At 71.9% G+C, this 18,306-nt stretch carries 13 protein-coding genes and 1 pseudogene; 9 read left to right on the top strand and 5 right to left on the bottom strand.

Annotation, left to right across the window (positions count from 1 at the left end; all coding sequences use genetic code 11):
• Positions 1-89 precede the first annotated feature (89 nt).
• From SCAB_RS00905 to SCAB_RS00865, 9 genes are all read left to right on the top strand, one after another.
• Complete coding sequence (locus SCAB_RS00905; protein WP_049875638.1) at positions 90-1,466, top strand: nitrate/nitrite transporter; 1,377 nt, start codon at positions 90-92, stop codon at positions 1,464-1,466.
• A gap of 58 nt (positions 1,467-1,524) precedes the next feature.
• Positions 1,525-2,619: an AMP-binding protein gene (locus SCAB_RS00900; protein WP_012998156.1), complete on the top strand. Its 1,095-nt coding sequence runs from the start codon at positions 1,525-1,527 to the stop codon at positions 2,617-2,619.
• Positions 2,619-4,082, top strand: a complete 1,464-nt coding sequence (locus tag SCAB_RS00895; RefSeq protein ID WP_012998155.1) for an aldehyde dehydrogenase family protein — start codon at positions 2,619-2,621, stop codon at positions 4,080-4,082. Before SCAB_RS00900 ends, SCAB_RS00895 begins: the two co-directional genes overlap by 1 nt.
• On the top strand, positions 4,079-4,729 hold the full coding sequence (locus SCAB_RS00890) for an FMN-dependent NADH-azoreductase (protein WP_012998154.1): 651 nt from the start codon (positions 4,079-4,081) through the stop codon (positions 4,727-4,729). Before SCAB_RS00895 ends, SCAB_RS00890 begins: the two co-directional genes overlap by 4 nt.
• Before the next feature lie 77 nt (positions 4,730-4,806).
• A complete protein-coding gene (locus SCAB_RS00885; RefSeq protein WP_106437220.1) occupies positions 4,807-6,228 on the top strand; it encodes a 3-deoxy-7-phosphoheptulonate synthase class II in 1,422 nt (473 codons plus the stop codon).
• Positions 6,229-6,299: 71 nt separating this feature from the next.
• A complete protein-coding gene (gene pabB, locus SCAB_RS00880) occupies positions 6,300-8,483 on the top strand; it encodes an aminodeoxychorismate synthase component I (RefSeq protein ID WP_012998152.1) in 2,184 nt (727 codons plus the stop codon).
• Positions 8,480-10,630, top strand: coding sequence for a molybdopterin oxidoreductase family protein (locus tag SCAB_RS00875; RefSeq protein ID WP_012998151.1), 2,151 nt, complete (start codon positions 8,480-8,482; stop codon positions 10,628-10,630). The genes pabB and SCAB_RS00875 overlap by 4 nt, the downstream gene beginning before the upstream one ends.
• Positions 10,631-10,652: 22 nt before the next feature.
• A complete protein-coding gene (locus SCAB_RS00870) occupies positions 10,653-11,891 on the top strand; it encodes an NAD(P)/FAD-dependent oxidoreductase (protein ID WP_041670266.1) in 1,239 nt (412 codons plus the stop codon).
• Positions 11,888-13,411 (top strand): FAD-dependent oxidoreductase, encoded by a 1,524-nt coding sequence (locus SCAB_RS00865; RefSeq protein WP_012998149.1) that lies wholly within the window; start codon positions 11,888-11,890, stop codon positions 13,409-13,411. The genes SCAB_RS00870 and SCAB_RS00865 overlap by 4 nt, the downstream gene beginning before the upstream one ends.
• A gap of 116 nt (positions 13,412-13,527) precedes the next feature.
• On the opposite strand, the gene pdxR is transcribed toward SCAB_RS00865, so the two are convergent.
• The 5 genes and pseudogenes from pdxR to SCAB_RS00845 form a co-directional block, all read right to left on the bottom strand.
• Entirely contained in the window at positions 13,528-15,087 is a 1,560-nt protein-coding gene (gene pdxR / locus SCAB_RS00860; protein WP_012998148.1) for a MocR-like pyridoxine biosynthesis transcription factor PdxR, read from the bottom strand.
• Between the two features lie 890 nt (positions 15,088-15,977).
• Entirely contained in the window at positions 15,978-16,196 is a 219-nt protein-coding gene (locus SCAB_RS46825) for a hypothetical protein (RefSeq protein WP_012998146.1), read from the bottom strand.
• A 14-nt stretch (positions 16,197-16,210) separates the two neighbouring features.
• Positions 16,211-16,297: pseudogene (locus SCAB_RS46140) on the bottom strand (IS5/IS1182 family transposase); the annotation flags it as partial.
• A 167-nt stretch (positions 16,298-16,464) separates the two neighbouring features.
• Entirely contained in the window at positions 16,465-17,349 is an 885-nt protein-coding gene (locus SCAB_RS00850; RefSeq protein ID WP_012998145.1) for a hypothetical protein, read from the bottom strand.
• A 183-nt stretch (positions 17,350-17,532) separates the two neighbouring features.
• Positions 17,533-18,276, bottom strand: coding sequence for a 2OG-Fe(II) oxygenase (locus SCAB_RS00845; RefSeq protein WP_231885213.1), 744 nt, complete (start codon positions 18,274-18,276; stop codon positions 17,533-17,535).
• Positions 18,277-18,306 lie beyond the last annotated feature (30 nt).

Raw genomic sequence — 18,306 nt, 5'->3', positions numbered from 1 at the left:
TGCCCCGGCTCCGCCCGACTGCCGGCGGGCGGGCCGGCCCGGTGCCGAGGCCGGGCTCCGACGTGTCCGTCTGCTTCGGGAGGTTGTCGATGAGCGCTGAGGTGAAGCGCGGCTCGCCCGCGATCCGCTACTGGGATCCGGAGGACGACGCGTTCTGGCGCCGTACGGGGCGGCGCGTCGCGATGCGGAATCTGGCGTTCTCGATACTCGCCGAGCACGTCGGGTTCTCCGTCTGGAGTCTGTGGTCCGTGCTGGTGCTGTTCCTGGGACCGGAGTACGGGCTGTCCCCGGCGGACAAGTTCCTGCTCGTCTCCGTCCCGACCCTGACGGGAGCCGTCCTGCGGATCCCCTACGCGCTCGCCGTGGGCCGGTTCGGCGGACGCACCTGGACCGTGCTCAGCGCGGTCGTCCTGCTGGCGCCCACCGTGCTGGCGGCGGTGTACCTGCGTCCCGGCACCTCGCTGGGCACCCTGCTCATGGTGTCCGCCGTGGCCGGCCTCGGCGGCGGCAACTTCGCCTCGTCCATGGCGAACATCAACGCCTTCTTCCCCGAGCGCCACAAGGGCTGGGCACTCGGCCTGAACGCGGGCGGCGGCAACCTGGGTGTCGCCGTGACGCAGTTGGCCGCCCTCGCGGTCCTGGGAACCTTCGGCGCGTCCGAACCACGGCTGCTGCTGGGGGTCTTCGTCCCGGCGATCGTCGTGGCCGCCGTGTGCGCCGCGCTGTTCATGGACGACCTGCCCGGAAATCGCAACGACACCGACGCGCTCAGGGACGTCCTGAGGGACGCCCACTGCTGGGTGATGTCCTTGCTCTACCTCGGCACGTTCGGCTCGTTCATCGGCTACTGCTTCGCGTTCGGCCTGGTGCTGCAGACGCAGTTCGACCGTACGCCGCTCCAGGCCGCGTCGCTCACGTTCCTCGGGCCGCTGCTCGGCTCACTGACCCGGCCGGCCGGCGGCTGGCTGGCCGACCGGATCGGCGGCGCCAGGGTCACCTTCGGCGTGTTCGTGGCGCTGATGCTCGGTACGGGGGGCGCGGTCGTGGCCTCGCGCACGGACTCGCTCGGTCTGTTCGTCGCCGACTTCATCGTGCTCCTCGCCCTGGCAGGGGCGGGCAACGGATCGACGTACAAGATGATCCCGGCCATCTTCCGGGCGAAGGCACTCCGGGACGGCGCGGCCGACGAGGGCGACGACGGAACCGGCGCCCGGCTGGCGCGGGCCCGGCGGCTGTCGGGCGCGCTCATCGGCATCACCGGAGCCCTCGGCGCGCTCGGCGGTGTCCTCATCAACCTGGCCTTCCGCGCCTCGTTCGCCGGCTGGGGGAGCGGAGTCCCGGCGTTCACCGGCTTCCTGGTCTTCTACGCCGCCTGCGCCACGGTCACCTGGGCCGTCTACCTCAGGCGCCGCCCCCGCCCCCGGACCGCCCACGACTCCCGCCCCGATGCCGTCCTGTCGGTCTGAACCCCGATCCGAGATCCCCGCCCGCACGCCGGTCCGCACCCGGCTCGAAGGAGCAAACATGGCAGTCGCCTCCGACCCCGTCCTCACCTTCCCCCCGGATCAGGTCCCCGATCCGCAGGAGTTCATCCAGGCCGCCATGCGGTGGCACTTCAGCCCGGAGACGGGTTCGCCGTACTGGCTCCGCAGGGCCCGGACCCTGGACTTCGACCCGCGCCGGGACGTACGCACCTTCGACGATCTCCGGCTGTTCCCCAACACGGTCAACGAACTGCGGGACGTGCCCGCCCGGGACCTGGTCCCGCAGGGCTACGGTCCGGCGGCCGAGGTGGTCGGCATCTACGAGAGCGGCGGCACGACCGGTGCCCCCAAGCGCGTCGCCTATCTCGCCGACTGGATGGACCGGTACGTGACCTGGTCCACCCGGCGGATGGACCAGCGCGGCCACCCCCACGGAGCCCACTGGCTGGCCATGATCCCCAGCGGCCCCCATCTGTGGGGAGAGGTCGTGGCCCGGCAGGCCCGCCGCCGGGGCGGCTTCACCTCCACCATCGACCTCGACCCGCGCTGGGTGAAGAAGTGCCTCGCCGAGGGACGCGCCGACGAGGCCGGCCGCTACGTCGAACACCTCCTGGAGCAGGGCCGGTTCCTGCTGGAGACCCAGGACATCGGCGTCCTGGTCATCACGCCCCCGCTGCTGGAACGCCTCGCACAGCACGAGCACCTCGTCAAACTGGTGAACGAGAAGGTCCGGGTCATCATCTGGAGCGGCGCCCACATGGACGCCGACAGCCGGTACCTGTTCCGCACCGAGGTCTTCCCCGACGTCCAGCTGTTCGGGAACTACGGCAGCACCATGATTCTCTGCGGCGCCGTCGAGCGCGCCGACGGCGACGAGGAGTGCGTCTTCGACCCCTTCTCGCCCCATGTCACCTTCTCCGTCGTCGACCCCGGGACGGGAGAGCCGGTTCCCTACGGCGCACGCGGCCAGGTCGTCATGAACCACATCAGCCGAGGCGCCCTGTTCCCGAACAACCTGGAACGCGACGTCGCCACCCGTATCCGTCCCGAGGCCGGACAGCTCGGCGACTCGGTGGCCGACGTCAGCCCCGTCAAGACCTTCGACGACGAGGTCGTCATCGAAGGGGTCTACTGATGAGCGCCCCGACGGGTACGGCGACGCGCGCGCCGGCGGACGCCGCACCGGGCCGCCCGATCCAGCTCGACGCGCTCGGTCCCCGTGGCGCCTTCCGGGCCCGGAACCGGCTGACCGTGGCCGATGTCACCGGGCGGCCGGTCGCGGAACTCAGTCAGGTTCCGAGCCTGTTCGTCCAGCGCGGCCTGTCCGCGCTGCGGGCCGCGCGCCCGGCCGGCCCCGGTGAACTCGCCGAGGTCATCGCCCGGGCGGGGCACACGTTCGCGCACGGCACGGTGGGCGGCCTGTCCGCCCCGGAACATCAGCGCCTGGTGAGTCGGGTCGCCGGTGTGCCGGTCGCGGTGGTGAGGGCCGCCGCCGCCAGGATCGAGCGCGCGGCGGCCGAGGTGGAACGCACCGTGCGCGGTGCCCGCCCCACGGCGACGGCCGGTCACTGGCGGGATCCGCGGACTCGGGGCGGCGGCGCGGTCTGGGCCCGGCGGGGTGACGTCTTCGCCGTGCACGCCGCCGGCAATCACCCGGGCGTGCACAGCCTCTGGCTCGAAGCGCTGATGCTGGGATACCGGGTCGCGGTACGGCCCTCCGGCCGGGAGCCCTTCACCCCGCACCGGCTGGTGACCGCGTTGCGCGAGGCGGGCATCGGCGACGACCGGCTCCTGCTGCTGCCCACCGACCACCACGAGGCCGACGGCATCGTCCGGGGCGCCGACCTGTCCCTGGTGTACGGCGGAGATGCGGTGGTGGAGAAGTACCGGACGCATCCGAACGTGCTGACCCAGGGTCCGGGCCGGTCCAAGATCCTGCTGGCGGACCCGGGCGTGGGCGCCGTGACCGGCGCGGGCGGGGCCGCGGGCAGGTCGTCCGCGCTCGACACGGTGGTCTCCTCGATCCGGGACGAGGGCGGAGTCGCCTGCGTCAACGCCACCGCCGTCCTCGTGGCCGGCGACCCGGGGCCGGTCGCCGAGGCCATCGCCGAGCGGCTGGCCCAGCTGCCCAGCCTGCCGCCGGACGACGACAAGGCCGTCCTGCCCGTCCGCCCCACCGCCGAGGCGCGCGGGCTGGAGAAGTACCTGCTCACCCAGGCGGCCGGCGCTCGCCCGCACCTCGGCGCCGAGGGGATCGCCGACGAACTGGGCGACGGAAGCGCCGCACTGCGGCCCGCCGTGATCCAGCTGGACCGCCCGGACGCACCGCAGCTCGGCATCGAACTCCCTTTCCCCTGTGTCTGGGTCGCCCCCTGGTCGCCCGAGGACGGCATCGGACCGCTGCGCAACACCCTGGTGCTCACCGTCATCGGCCGGGACGGACGGCTCGTCGAGGAACTGGTCGACGAACTGGTCGACGAACCGACCATCGGCAACGTCCATGTCGGAGACCGTCCCACGCACTGGATGGCGCCGGGCGTCCCGCACGACGGCCATCTCGCGGAGTTCCTCATGCGCTCCAAAGCGGTGGTCCGGTGAACGCGGACACGCCCCCGGCCCCCTCACGTCTGCTGCACATCGCCGCCTCCCCCATGGGGGAGCGCTCACAGTCCAGAGCCGTCGCCGAGACCCTGGTCACCGCCTACCGCCGGACCCGTCCCCACGCGACGACCGATGTTCTCGACCTCTGGCGGGAACGCCTTCCCGAGTTCGGCGCGGCGGCGGTCGGGGCCAAGCGGACGGAGGCCGCCGGGGGACGGGCCGACGGCGAGGGCGCCGTGGCGTGGAAGGAGGTCCGGCGCGTCTTCGAACACTTCGACAGCTACGACCGATACGTGTTCAGCGTACCCATGTGGAATTTCGGAATTCCCTATGTACTCAAGCATTTCATCGACGTGGTGAGCCAGGCCCACATGCTCTTCTCCTTCGACCGGGAATCGGGCTACCGGGGTCTGCTCAGAGGCAAGAAGGCGGCGGTCGTCTACACCAGCTCGGTCTACGGGCCGGGTATGCCGACAGAATTCGGCGACGACCACCAGACACCGGCTTTCGACGGCTGGTTGCGGTGGGCGGGGATCACCGACATCTCCACCATTCAGCTGAGAGCGCAGCAGATCGCCGACGACGCCGATGTGCTGCGCCGCGACGCACACGCCCGGGCACAGGAGATCGGCAGAAGATTCTGAGCCGCAGGCCCGCCCCCTCCCGTTTTCGAACAGCGCACGACGCGATGCCGTTCTCGATCCGCAACAGGAGCACCCGCATGCCCGTTCCGCCCCTGCTCGAACCCGTCGGCCCGGCCGACCACGTCCCCGACACCCAGGAGGGCGAGGAGTCCGCGACCGGCCCGAGCGCACCGTCCTGGCATCCGCCCGCCTGGCGGGGCCTGCCGATACGCCAGCAGCCGCAGTGGCCCGATCCCGACGAGGTGGCCGCCGTCACCGACCGGCTCGCCCTGCTGCCGGCCCTCACCACGCCCAGCGACGTCCGCAGCGTCCTCGCGGCCCTCGCCCGGGTGCAGAACCGGGAGGCGTTCGTCCTCCAGGGCGGCGACTGCGCGGAGCCGCTCGGCCCGGCGGCCGTCACCGGCGCCCGGGACAAGCACCGGGTGCTGGGCGCCGTGGCGGAACGCGTCAGCGGCTGCCTGGACCTGCCAGTGGTCACTGTCGGCCGCCTGGCGGGGCAGTTCGCCAAACCCCGCTCGGCCGCCGTCGAGGAGGTGGACGGCCGGCCGCTGCCGGTGTTCCGGGGGCTCACGGTCAACGGGCCCGAGCCGCACGAGGACGCCCGCACCCCCGACCCGTACCGGATGCTGTCCGGCTACTACACGGCGAGGAACGTCCTGCGCGAACTCGGCGCCCTCGCCCACGGGACGGCCAGTTCGTTCGCCCCGCGGGCTTGGGACCCGGCGGCCGCCCGTGAGGTGCCGTGGAACCGGCGCGAGGAGGGCACGCCCGACGGCTCACTGCGCTCGCTCGTCCACGGGTACGGGCAGACCCGCTGGACCGAGGACCGCGGCTGGCTCCACACCGGGCTGTGGACCAGCCACGAGGCGTTGCTCCTGGACTACGAGAGCCCGTTGACCCGCCAGGATCCGGTCACCGGCGAATGGTTCCTGCTCTCCACACATCTGCCGTGGATCGGCGACCGTACCCGCCATGTCGGCGACGCCCATGTGGAGTTCCTGGCGGGCATCGCCAATCCGGTCGCCGTCAAGATCGGCCCCGGCGCGGAGCCCGCCGAGATCGTGCGGCTGTGCGAACGGCTCGACCCGTACCGCAGGCCGGGCCGGCTCACCCTGATCTGCCGGCTGGGGGCCCGGGGACTACGCGGCCGGCTCCCGTCGCTCGTCACGGCCGTACGCGCGGCGGGCCATCCCGTGGTCTGGATGTCGGACCCCATGCACGGCAACACCACGGCCACCGGCACCGGCGTCAAGACCCGTCACCTCAAGGACATGCTGGACGAGGTCACCGACTTCTTCGACGTGCTGCGCGGCCTGGGCGAGTGGCCCGGCGGGGTGCATCTGGAGGCGGCCGCGGCCGAGGTCACCGAGTGTGTGGGCGGCACCCGCGTCACCTGCGAAGCCGAACTGGACGCCGCCTACGAGTCGTTGTGCGACCCGCGGCTCAACAACGAGCAGCTCCTGGCCATGGCGGACATGGTCGTCAAGCTCGCCGTGTGAACCACTCCTCCGACACAACCCCCAGCCGCCGCGCCCTCGGTGAGGGCCGCGCCGTTTCCAGGGAGGCCGCCATGCGAACCCTGCTCGTCGACAACTACGACTCGTACACCTACAACCTCTTCCAGCTGATCGCGCAGGTGAACGGGGCCGAACCCGTGGTCGTGCACAACGACTCACCGGACTGCGCCACGCTCGACCTGAACGACTTCGACAACGTGGTGATCTCTCCCGGGCCGGGCGATCCCACCCGGCCCAAGGACTTCGGCGCCTGCGCGCCGATCATCGAATCCGCCCGGCTGCCCCTTCTCGGCGTGTGTCTGGGCCACCAGGGCATCGCCGCCGGGTCGGGCGCCCGGATCGAGCGGGCACCCGCGGCCAGGCACGGCCACCTCACCGCCGTACGCCACGACGGACGCGAACTCTTCCACGGCCTCCCGCAGGACTTCACCGCCGTGCGCTACCACTCGCTGTGTGTGCGCGAGCCGCTGCCGCCGGAGCTGGAGCCGACCGCGTGGGCCGAGGACGGGGTGCTGATGGGCCTGCGGCACCGGACGCGCCCGCTCTGGGGCGTACAGTTCCACCCCGAGTCCGTCGCCACGGAGTTCGGCTACGAACTGCTCGGCAACTTCCGCGATCTCACCGAGCGGTTCCACCACGAGCGCGGTCGCGCGCGCCGACGTACACCGGCGCGCTCCGCATCCCACCTGGTACCCGTGAAGACCGGCACGCGGCCCACACCCCGGAACGTCGAGCCACGCCCCTACCGCCTGCACACCAGGATCATGGAGTCGGCGGTGGACACCGAGGCCGCGTTCACCCGGCTTTTCGCCGACTCCTCGCACGCCTTCTGGCTCGACAGCTCCCTGATCGACCCGCGGCTGTCCCGCTTCTCGTTCCTCGGCGACGCCTCCGGCCCGCTCTCGGAGATCGTCCGCTACCGCGTCGGTGACGGCGCCGTCGAGGTGACGGCGGCGGGCGGGCAGCCCCAACGCGTCGAGGGCACCGTCTTCGACTACCTCCAGACGGCGTTGCGCGCCCGCCGCGTCGAGAACCCCGCACTCCCCGTCGACTTCTCCTGCGGCTACGTCGGGTACTTCGGCTACGAACTGAAGGCCGACTGCGGCGCCACCACCACACACACCTCACCGACCCCCGACGCGTTCTGGATCTTCTCCGACCGGCTGATCGCGGTCGACCACCAGCAGGGCGCCACTTATCTGCTGGCCCTCAGCGACGGCAGCCCACGCTCCGACCGCGACGCGACGGTCTGGATGGAGAGGACCGCCGCCGGGCTCGCCGCACTGCCGCGCCCCCGGCCCACCCCCGTACCCGACCAGCAGGCCGTCGACAACGCCCTGCTGGAACCGTCGCTGGTGCGCGACCGCGCCCAGTACCTGGCCGACATAGCCACCTGCAAACAGGAGCTGCTCGCCGGGGAGAGCTACGAGATCTGCCTGACCAACGCCGTCCAGGCCCCCCGCCCCGCCGACGGACTGCGCTTCTACCGGAACCTCAGACGCTCCAACCCCGCCCCCTACGCCGCCTATCTGCGCCTCGACGGGATGGAGATCGCCTGCTCCTCGCCGGAGCGCTTCCTGCGCATCACGCGCGACGGCATGGTCGAGACCAAACCCATCAAGGGCACCGCCCGGCGCGGCGCGGACGAGGCGGAGGACGCCAGGCTGCGCCGGGAGCTGACGACGAGTCCCAAGGTCCGGGCCGAGAACCTGATGATCGTCGACCTGCTCCGCAACGACCTCGGCCGGGTGTGCGAGGTCGGCAGCGTCACCGTTCCCCGGCTGATGCGCACGGAGACCTACGCCACCGTGCACCAGCTGGTGTCGACCATCCGCGGGCGGCTCCGTGCCGACGCCGACGCCCTGGACTGCGTCCGCGCCTGCTTCCCCGGCGGCTCGATGACGGGCGCGCCGAAACTGCGGACCCTCGACATCATCGACTCCCTCGAGACCCGGGCACGCGGCGTCTACTCCGGCGCGATCGGCTTCCTCTCCTGCAACGGCACGGCCGATCTGAACATCGTCATCCGAACCGCCGTACTCACAAAGGAGGGCCTGCACGCCGGCGCCGGCGGCGCCATCGTGCTCGACTCCGATCTCGTCGAGGAGTACGAGGAGATGCTGCTGAAGGCGGCCACATCACTGCGGGTGCTGCTCGCGGGCACGTCCGGCCAGGACAGCGCGCCCACGACCGACGGCCCGGCACCGGCACACGCCGCGGAGGGCGGGCTCCGATGACCGGGCGGGCCGGTGCCGTCCGTACGCACTGCCCGTACTGCGCACTGCAGTGCGGGACGGAGTTACGGCCCGACCTGGACGGACCGGCACCGCTCGCGGTGTCCGGGTGGCCGGAGTTCCCGGTCAACCAGGGCGCGCTGTGCGGCAAGGGACAGCACGCCGTCGACCTGCTGGACCCGGCCGGCCGGCTCGGCACGCCACTGGTCCGCGACGGCCGGGGCACACCGCTGCGGCCCGCCACCTGGGACGAGGCCCTCCGGCGCGTGGTCACGGGCATCCGGTCGACGCAGACCGCGCACGGCAGCGACGCCGTCGGAGTCTTCGGGGGCGGCGGACTGACCAACGAGAAGGCGTATCTGCTGGGCAAGTTCGCCCGGGTCGCGCTCCGCACCTCGGCGATCGACTACAACGGCCGGTTCTGCATGTCGTCCGCGGCCGCCGCCGTCAACCGGGCCTTCGGCCTGGACCGGGGGCTGCCGTTCCCGCTCGCCGACATCGCCGGGACCGACTGCGTCCTGCTGGTCGGCGCCAACCCGGCCGACACCATGCCGCCCGCCCTGCGTCACTTCACCCGGCTGGCCGACCGGGGCGGGCGGCTCGTCGTGGTGGACCCGCGCCGCACCCGCACCGCCGCGCGGGCCGACCTGCACCTGCGCCCCCTGCCCGGCACCGACCTCGCCCTCGCCCTCGGCATGCTGCACATCGCGCTGGCCGAGGGGCATGTCGACGAGGACTTCGTCGCCTCCCGCACGACCGGATTCGAGGCGGTGCGGACCACCGCCATGGAGTACTGGCCGGCCCGCGCGGAAGGACTCACCGGCGTACCCGCCCACCAGATACGAGCGGCCGTACGGATGTTCGCCCAGGCGCCCACCGGCATGGTGCTCACCGCCCGGGGCACCGAACAGCACAGCAAGGGCACCGACACCGTCCACGGCTGGATCAACCTCTGCCTGGCCCTGGGCAAGGCGGGCCGGCCGTACAGCGGATACGGCTGCCTCACCGGCCAGGGCAACGGACAGGGCGGGCGCGAACACGGCCAGAAGGCCGACCAGTTACCCGGCTACCGCTCCCTGACCGACCCCGCGGCCCTCGCACACGTCGCCCGTGTCTGGGGCGTCGCCCCCGAGGAACTGCCCGGCCCCGGCACCTCGGCCTACGAGATGCTCGACACCGCCGGTACACCCGACGGGGTCCGGGCCCTGCTCGTCATGGGTTCCAACCCGGTCGTGTCGGCCCCGAACGCCGGCCATGTGGAACGCCGGCTGCGCGCCCTGGACCTGCTGGTGGTCGCGGACGTCGTACGGTCCGAGACGGCCGAACTCGCCGATGTCGTCCTGCCGTCGGCCCAGTGGGCCGAGGAGACCGGCACCCTGACCAACCTGGAGGGCAGGGTGATCCTGCGCCGCAAGGCCGTCGAGCCGCCCGCCCGGGTGCGCACCGATCTGCAGATTCTCTCCGCTCTCGCCGCACGGCTGGGCCGCACCGAGGGCTTCCCCGCCGACCCACGCCTCGTCTTCGACGAACTGCGGGCCGCCTCGGCCGGCGGCCGGGCCGACTACGCGGGCATCAGCTACGAACGGATCAGCGCCGAGAACGGGGTGTTCTGGCCGTGCCCGGCCCCCGGCCACCGCGGAACGCCCCGCCTGTTCCTTGACTCCTTCGCGACACCCGACGGACGGGCCCGCATGGTGCCCGTCCACCACCGGCCGACGGCCGAGACCACCGACGAGCGGTACCCCCTGCACCTGGTCACCGGGCGGGTGCTGGCCCACTACCAGAGCGGGGCGCAGACCCGCCGGGTGGCCGCGTCGAGAGCCGCCGCGCCGGAGCCGTACGTCGAGATCCACCCCACGACGGCCGGTCGGCTCGGGGTGACGGACGGCGAGCCGGTGACGGTGACCAGCAGACGGGGGAGGGCCGTCGCCCCCGCCAGACTGAGCACGGACATCCGCCCCGACGTGGTGTTCATGCCCTTCCACTGGTCCGGGCCGGGACGGGCCAACACCGTCACCAACCCCGCGCTCGACCCGGTCTCCCGCATGCCCGAGTTCAAGGTGTGTGCCGTCCACGTCGCACCGGTGGCCCCGCCCCGTACCCACCCGCCGGGACGGCCGGGTGCGGCGACCGCCGTACAAGCCCTGTGATCATCGCTTCCTGGAGGTACGCATGGGAAGGGAAGACGGCACCGCGCACCGTGTTCTCGTGGTCGGCTGCGGTATGGCGGGAGCGCGTTTCGTCGGACGACTGGCGGCGCTGAACCCCGACGTCCGGATCACCGTCCTCGACGGTGAACACCACCCTGCCCACAACCGCACACTCCTGACCGGCGTCCTCGCCGGCCACCACCGTCCCGAGGACACGGCCCTGCCCCTGCCGCCGGGCATCGACCTGCGAACCGGCGTCCGGGTCGTAGCCGTGCGCCGCGCCACCCGCACGGTCGTCGACTCCACCGGCACCGAACACCCCTACGACGCGCTGGTCCTGGCAACCGGCAGCCGGCCCCGCGACCCCTGGCCACGGTTCCGTCGGGCCTCGGGCGAACACCGTCTCCACACCCTCGACGACTGCCGGCGGCTCATCGCCGACCACGTCGGCACCCGAACCCGCGCGGTCGTCGTCGGAGGCGGTCTCCTGGGCGTGGAGGCCGCCCTCGGCCTCGCCGCCCGCGCCCACCCGGTGACGCTCGTCCACCGGGGCCCCCACCTGCTCCACCGCAGGCTGGACGGCAGGGCCGGAGCGCTGGTCCGCGCTCTCCTGGAGGACGCGGGCGTCACGGTACGCACGGGAACCCCCGCGACGGGTTCGGTCCGCGGCCCCGGAAACCCAGGGATCCTGCTCGGTGACGGCGACACCGTCGGCGCGGACTTCGTCGTGGCCGCCTCCGGGACCCGGCCGTGCGTCGGGCTCGCGCGTGCGGCGGGGCTCCCGGTCGGCGCGGGGGTGAGGGTCGACGACACGCTGGCCAGCGTCGCCGATCCGCGGGTGTACGCCATCGGGGACTGCGCGGAGCACCGCGGGGTCGTGCACGACACGGCCGTGCCGGCCTGGCGGCAGGCCGAAGTCCTCGCGGCGAGACTGTCGGGGCACGACCGGCACGCACGCTTCACGGGAAGCCGCGCCCTCACCCGGCTCATCGCCGGGGACGTCGACCTGGCGGTGTTCGGCGAGGCCACCACCGGCACCGGAGCCGTCCTCCCCGGCGGGGCCGGGACCGATGTCCTCTCGATATCGGACGACCGGCGACACGTCTACAAGAAGATCGTCATCCGGGACGACCGCGTCGTCGGCGGCATCCTGCTCGGCGATCTCGCCACCGTCGACACCGTCCGCCGGGCCTACGAGGCGACCCGGCCCCTGCCACCGGACCGCCTCCACCTGGTCTCGGCACTGGGAGGAGACGGATGAGCGACCGCCTGGTCCTGGTCGGCCACGGCATGGTGGGCCACACCCTCCTGACGGCCCTCGACGCCCGAGGCGCCCTGCGGGACCGCCCGGTCACAGTGGTCGCCGAGGAGTACGTCCCGGCCTACGACCGCATCCAGCTGTCCCGGTACCTCCGCGAGACCGGCCCGGCGGACCACTTGTTCCGGCGCACCGGACCCGCCGGCCTGCTCCTCGGCGGCCCCGGCCCGGGTGACGGCACGGGCATCCGCACCCGCCTCGGGGACCCGGCCGTCGCCATCGACCGCCGCCGACGCCGGGTGACCACGGCCGCCGGCCGCGTCCTCGCCTACGACGCCCTGATCCTCGCCACCGGAGCCCGCCCCCTCGTCCCGCCCGTACCCGGATCCGCTGCCACAGGCTGCTTCACCTACCGGACGGCCGCCGACGTACGGGCCATCCGGGCGCACTGCGACACCGCGGGTGCCGCGGGCTCGGGCGTGGTGATCGGCGGCGGGCTGCTGGGCCTGGAAGCGGCGGGCGCGCTGAGGACCCTCGGACTGACGGTCCATGTCGTCGAGTTCTCCCCCTGGCTGATGCCCCGTCAACTGGACGAGTACGCGGGCTGGACGCTCCGCCGCCACATCGAGAACCTGGGGATCACCGTCCACACGGGCACCCGACTCACCGCCGTCGAGACCGACGCGTGCGACCGGGCCACCGGCGTACGGCTCCAGCCGCCCGACGGCGCACCGCCCCTCGGCGTCGGAGCCGACGTGGTCGTGTTCGCGGCGGGGGTCCGCCCCCGCGACGAACTCGCCCGGTCCTGCGGACTGGCCGTGGGGGAGCGCGGCGGCGTCGTCGTCGACGAGACGTGCCGCACGCGGGACGAGCACATCTACGCCGTCGGGGACTGCGCGCTCCCCCACGACGGACACGCTCACGGACTGCTGGCCCCCGGCAACGCGATGGCACAGGTGGTCGCCGACCGGCTGACCGGCGGCACACGGACCTACACCGGCTGGGACGCGGCGACCCGGCTGAAGCTGCTCGGCGTGGAGGTCGCCTCCCTCGGCGACCGGCCGGAGGAAGCGGCGCCCGGCGCGTACGAGGCCACCCACCTCGACACCCGGGCCGGGGTGTACCGCAGCCTCCGCGTCTCGGGCGAGGGGCGCCTGCTCGGAGGGACGTTCGTGGGGGACACCTCCGGCTACACGACACTGCGCCCCCTCGTGGCCGGCGGCCTGCCGTTGCCCGCCCCCGTCGAGGAACTCGTCGTCCCCGGCGTGCCGCCGGACCGGCCGTCGGCCGTCGGACCGCTCCCGGACGAGACGGTGATCTGCCACTGCCACGACGTCCCGGCCTGCACGGTCCGCTCCGCCGTCCGCGACGGCTGCGCGACCCTGGCGGCGGTACGCCACCGCACCCGTGCCGGCAGCGGCTGCGGCAGCTGCGCGGACACCGTGGCCGCACTGCTCGGTGAAGGGCTCCCCGCCCTCGGCCCCGCCGCGACCACGCCGACGCCTACGGGGAGCCCCGTATGACCGAACGACCGAACCGAGGACCGAACCGACGACCGAACCGACGAGTGGACGGACGGGCGGCCGACCGGACGCCGCTCACCGCCGCGCCGTCCCCGCTCCATGCCCGGCCCGGCCGTCTACCCGTCGAGGCCGTGCCCCGGCCCGTCCGCGCAGGCGGACCGCTCGAACGCGGCCGCGATCCCGCGCACGCCGAGGACCGCCTGCTCGGGCGGGGTGGCGCCGAAGCCGAGGACGAGCGCCGGAACGGGGGCCGTCCCGGTGGAGTAGTAGGAGGAGAGCGGGTAGACGGTCGCCCCGGCATGGCTGCTGAGCCGGGACAGCAGCCGCTCGTTCGTACCAGGGGGGAACCCGGCGACGAGATGGGTGCCCGCGGTCGTCGCCGACATGACACGCACCATGCTGCCGAACTGGTCGCGCAGGGCACGGACGCATCCCTCCCGCCGCTCCCGGTAGGCCTGGCGCATCCGGCGGATGTGGCGGGCGAAGTGGTGCTCCGCCATGAAGTCGTGCACGGCCGCCTGTTCGAGCACGGGCGGCGCGCCGTACGCGGAGTGCTGGGCGGCGGCGACGATGTCGACGAGATCCGGCGGGACCACCGCGTAGGCGAGCCGCAGTGCGGGGAACAGTGCCTTGTTGAGGGTGCCCAGATAGATGACCCGGCCCGCGGTGTCCATGTGTTGGAGCGGCGGGAACGGACTGCCCGAGGTGAATTCCCCGTCGTAGTCGTCCTCGATCACCCAGCCGTCGGACCGCACCGCCCAGTCGAGCAGCTCACCGCGTCTGAACTCCGACATGAGGCAGCCTGTCGGGAACTGGTGGTTGGGGGTCACCAGAGCCATCCGCGCCGAGGGGTGACGACTCTCTCCCGAGGAGATGCACAGCCCTTCGTGATCCACGTCCACCGGGCAGGGCACGACACCGGCCGCCACGAGCGCGGTCCTGGCACCGGGAAACCCCGGGTTCTCGACCATCACCTCGTCACCGGGCTCCAGCAGGACGCGGGCCAGCAAATGGGTGATGGTCCGCGTGCTGTTCGTGATCACCACCTGTTCCGCCGTGCAGGACACCCCCCGGGCCAGGCCCAGATAGGTGGCCACCTCCTTGCGCAGGGGCCAGTATCCGACCGGGTCCTGCGCGTGCAGCAGGGAGTTCGGCAGCCGGGCGGCACGGCGTGAGACGACGCGGGACCACTGCTTGCCGGGGAAGAGGTCCAGCGCCGGTACACCGAGGACGAAGGGCTGGGCGACGGCGGTGGGCGATGTCCGCTGCCGCTCGTCGAACGCGCGGGTGGCCTGGAGCATCAGCTGCGCGGTGCCGGAGAGCTGCGACGTTCGGCCCCGCTCCTCGGGCGGAGTCGGCAATCGGGTGACCTTCGACGTTCTCGCGCTGCTACGTCGTCCCTCGCCGTGGTGGACGGCCACATGGGTCCCCGACCCCACCTGCCCGGTGGCGAACCGTTCCGTCACGAGCCGTTCGTAGGCGACCAGCACGGTGTTCCTGGAGACCCGGAGTTCCTGGGCGAGCGTCCGGGTGGCGGGCAGCCGGACGCCGGGACGGAGTTGTCCGCTGCAGATCGAGTCCTTGAGCCGTTCGTAGAGCTGCTGGTAGAGGGGCTCGGGCAGGGTGCGGTCAAGGGTGAATCCGCCTAGCGGCAGCGCTGTGGACTCTTGCGGCACGGCCTGTGCACCTCCGGGATCATGTGGGGGGAAGGGCCTCGTGGCGCTGTACCTGGACGGGACCACTCGTAGGGGGAGCGGCGGGTGCCAGGCCAGCAGACGGGACAACCGGCGAAACATGCCAGTCACCGTTCCGGAGTGCGGGACACGCCGGTGCCAGGACGTCGCGGCGGCCGGCTCGCGCTCGGCGGGAAACCCCGACCCGCGACCGGCCCCGGTGCCGCGACGGCGCGGCTCGGTTCCTTCTGCCTTTGCCGGGTCGGACCGCGGCGCGGCGGGTACCCGGCAGCGTGCGCAGGGCCGCGCCCGCCTTCGCGTCGACGGCCCGGGCCGCCGTCGTACTGCTCCGGGACCGGGCGGAGTGGCCGGTGGCGCACCTCGGCGGCCGGCGCGGGACTTCGGCGGCCGACGCGCCGTGGAGAAGGCCAGGCGCGCCGGTGAGCAGTGGCGGGGTCATGTGACGGAGACCGGGGACACCGGTGACTGGGACGAAGCGGCCGTCCCCGTCGGCCCGTGGGGAGTTCGGTGAGGCGTCGTGGACGGGCTGCCCACAGGCGGAGTCCGCCGTGCCTCGTGGAAAGCCGTCTCCGACTGGGCCGCATGGTGCAGCTGATCCGCCTGATCTGCGACCGCACCGGCCCGGCCAGGGCCGTGACGCCCGGCTCACGGTCGATCAGGAACCCTTCGTTGACCGGCCCGAGGTCGTCAGAAAGTGAGTTGGCGCCACCGAACGGCAAAAACATCCGCCGCGACCGATGCCGTCGAGCACCGAAGCTGTCCGGTTTGCTCCGAGGAGCACGCCGCCACCCCGGGAAAGCCCAGCTCGCGGATACGGACCTGGATGGCGGAGGCAGGTCCGTATCCGCTCGCAGCGTCACCGCGTCACATGCTCACCGTCGGGCGGGGTCGGGGATGGCGGTGATGGCGTAGTCGGTGTTCGCCGGGTCCGCCGAGTAGAAGTGTGCGTTGGTGACGTACAGCCGGTCGCCGTGGCGGGCGAGGGTGGTCGGGGTGTCGAATCGGGGGTCGCTCACCTCGGCGATGACCGTGCCCTTGGTGCCGCTGTCGTCGAGGTGGAGCACGGTGATCTTGTTCGGCGTGTTGCGCACGACGTAGAGGGTAGTTCTATGGTCCAGCGGTGGCGTCCGAGCCGCTGCGCGGACTCGATTCCCCTGCGGGCGATGCGGTGGCGGATGCCGCGCTGGAGCAACCTCGCGGGCGCACCTTCTGGTTTCTGGTGCTGCCGTACATCCTCGCCCGGGCCGCGACCGGCAGTCGGGCCGGAGGCGGACCGGGCCGCGGCCGGTACTCGGCACCTCGGTGCCGGGTGACTGCCGACGGCCCGCCATGGTGGTCATGGACGGAGCGCGGGCCCGGTCAGAACACGTCGGTGGTCCACACGAGGTGCATATCCCATGCGATGTCCAGGGACTTCTTCGCTCCCTGATACCACGCACGTTGCGCGGTGTCGTCCGGCACGGTGTGAAGGGCCGCAAGCACATCGGCCGGCATCCATGCTCCACCCCAGTGGCCCAGCCAGGTCCCAGGCCTCTCGGCGGGTTCCGGGGTTCGCGGTATGGCGTAGCCCTCGCTCCGGAGAATCTCCAGAGCGGTATCCCGTTGATTCCTCATCAGATGCTGCGGGGAGAAGATCCCGTAGGCATCCGGACTGATGCCGTTCCCGTTCAGGTAGGCCTCCCATGCCGCCTCCGCCGTGGGCTGATCGCGCCAATCGACCACGGGGATCTCCACGGGGGGCCGCGCCGCCCACGGGCCGCCGGTACTCGCGCGCACCTCCTGCGGTGAGGATCCCACCACGACGAATGCGAGCTCGTGGCACGGGACAGGGAGCTCGATGCTCTGTCCTGTCCCGCTGTCCCAGCTGGTCGTCATTCCTGCCGCGATCCGGACGATGTACTCGCCATCGTCAAGCCCTTCATGCGCGTCGAACAGAGCGCCCTCGAGTTTCTCGGCCGGTACGCCGTCCCTGTTGAAGAGCCTCCGGATCGGAGGGCCCCCCGTCGCAGAAACGATCTCGAAGTCGTAGTTGTCCGGGCTGCCCAGGTCGCGGCCGAGTGCGTAGGACGAAACCTGACAGGCAGTACCGTCTTTCACCACGTACGTCTTCCGGGCCAGACCACAGGTGATGAACTTGCGACCCTCAGACGTGGGAACTCTCACCTCCAAGCGCGTCAGCATCAGGTGCAGGCCGTCCCGAGACACCGTCTCCACCCAGTCGGTGTTAATCCACCCGTTGGTCATGCTGCTCTCCCTGCCGTTCGATGCGAGTGGATTCGATGCCCGACCGTGGGCAGGGCACGATGCCGCCCGGCCCGGAGGTGGGCGATCATGGCGTGCCGGACGCCGGACGCCGGACGCCGGACGCGGGACGCCGGACGCCGGTCTCCGGGGTGAGGGGCAACACGACGGTGGCCTTACCGCTGCTCAAGGCACATCTACGGGCTCGTAGAGCACGTCGGTTCTGAGTATTGTTTTCGTACCCTCAAGAAGCGGGGCCGAGTCGTGAAGCGTCCGATGCCAGAAGAGGAGCGCATCACCCGGTTCGGGTCGGTGGGCACTCAATACTTCCTCAGGCTTCGCGAGTCGCGGCCAGTCAGAGAAGTCACGTTGCGCAAAGGGAAGATCGTTCTGTTTATCGGCGATGAACCGCGTTTCTCCGCCCACGGCCTCATACGACAGGTAGACGACCATCGTCAGGAGAGTGCGCTTTCCATCGGGGGCGACATAGGGCGAATCGTAGTGCGGGACAATGAATCCGCCGTGTTCGTAAGTGATGAAGCGCATACGCGGATTGACGGCCGCCGGCCTCCAGGGCCTACCGTCCGAATCCGTCGGATCGTCCGATCCCACTTCGAGCGATAGAAGCGTCCGCAGCCTGCGGTAGAATTCTGCCGCCAGGGACGTGGATTCGGCCGTTGCGCGGAGATGGGCGACCGGATCTCCCTCTGCGTAGTTGGCGGCAATGCCGTCTCGGCCCACCGGGGCAAAGCGCTGGGCGGCCAGTTCGGTCGCGAATGTCCCCACTTCAGCCGGAGTGAGGAAATGGCGAATCACCTTGGCGTTGGCCTTTGGGATCTCCAATTCGATCGGAGCCCATGAGTCATCGGCAGATATTCGGCTCAGCGCATCTTCGGAGAACTCAAAGGGATTTACCGGCATTTCGAACATGATCACTTCTCCGTGCTGAGGCCGTCGTCG

Source organism: Streptomyces scabiei 87.22 (assembly GCF_000091305.1).
GTDB lineage: Bacteria > Actinomycetota > Actinomycetes > Streptomycetales > Streptomycetaceae > Streptomyces > Streptomyces scabiei.
Note: the sequence above shows the minus strand (reverse complement) of the source record. Positions and strands in the feature narration are given on the sequence as shown.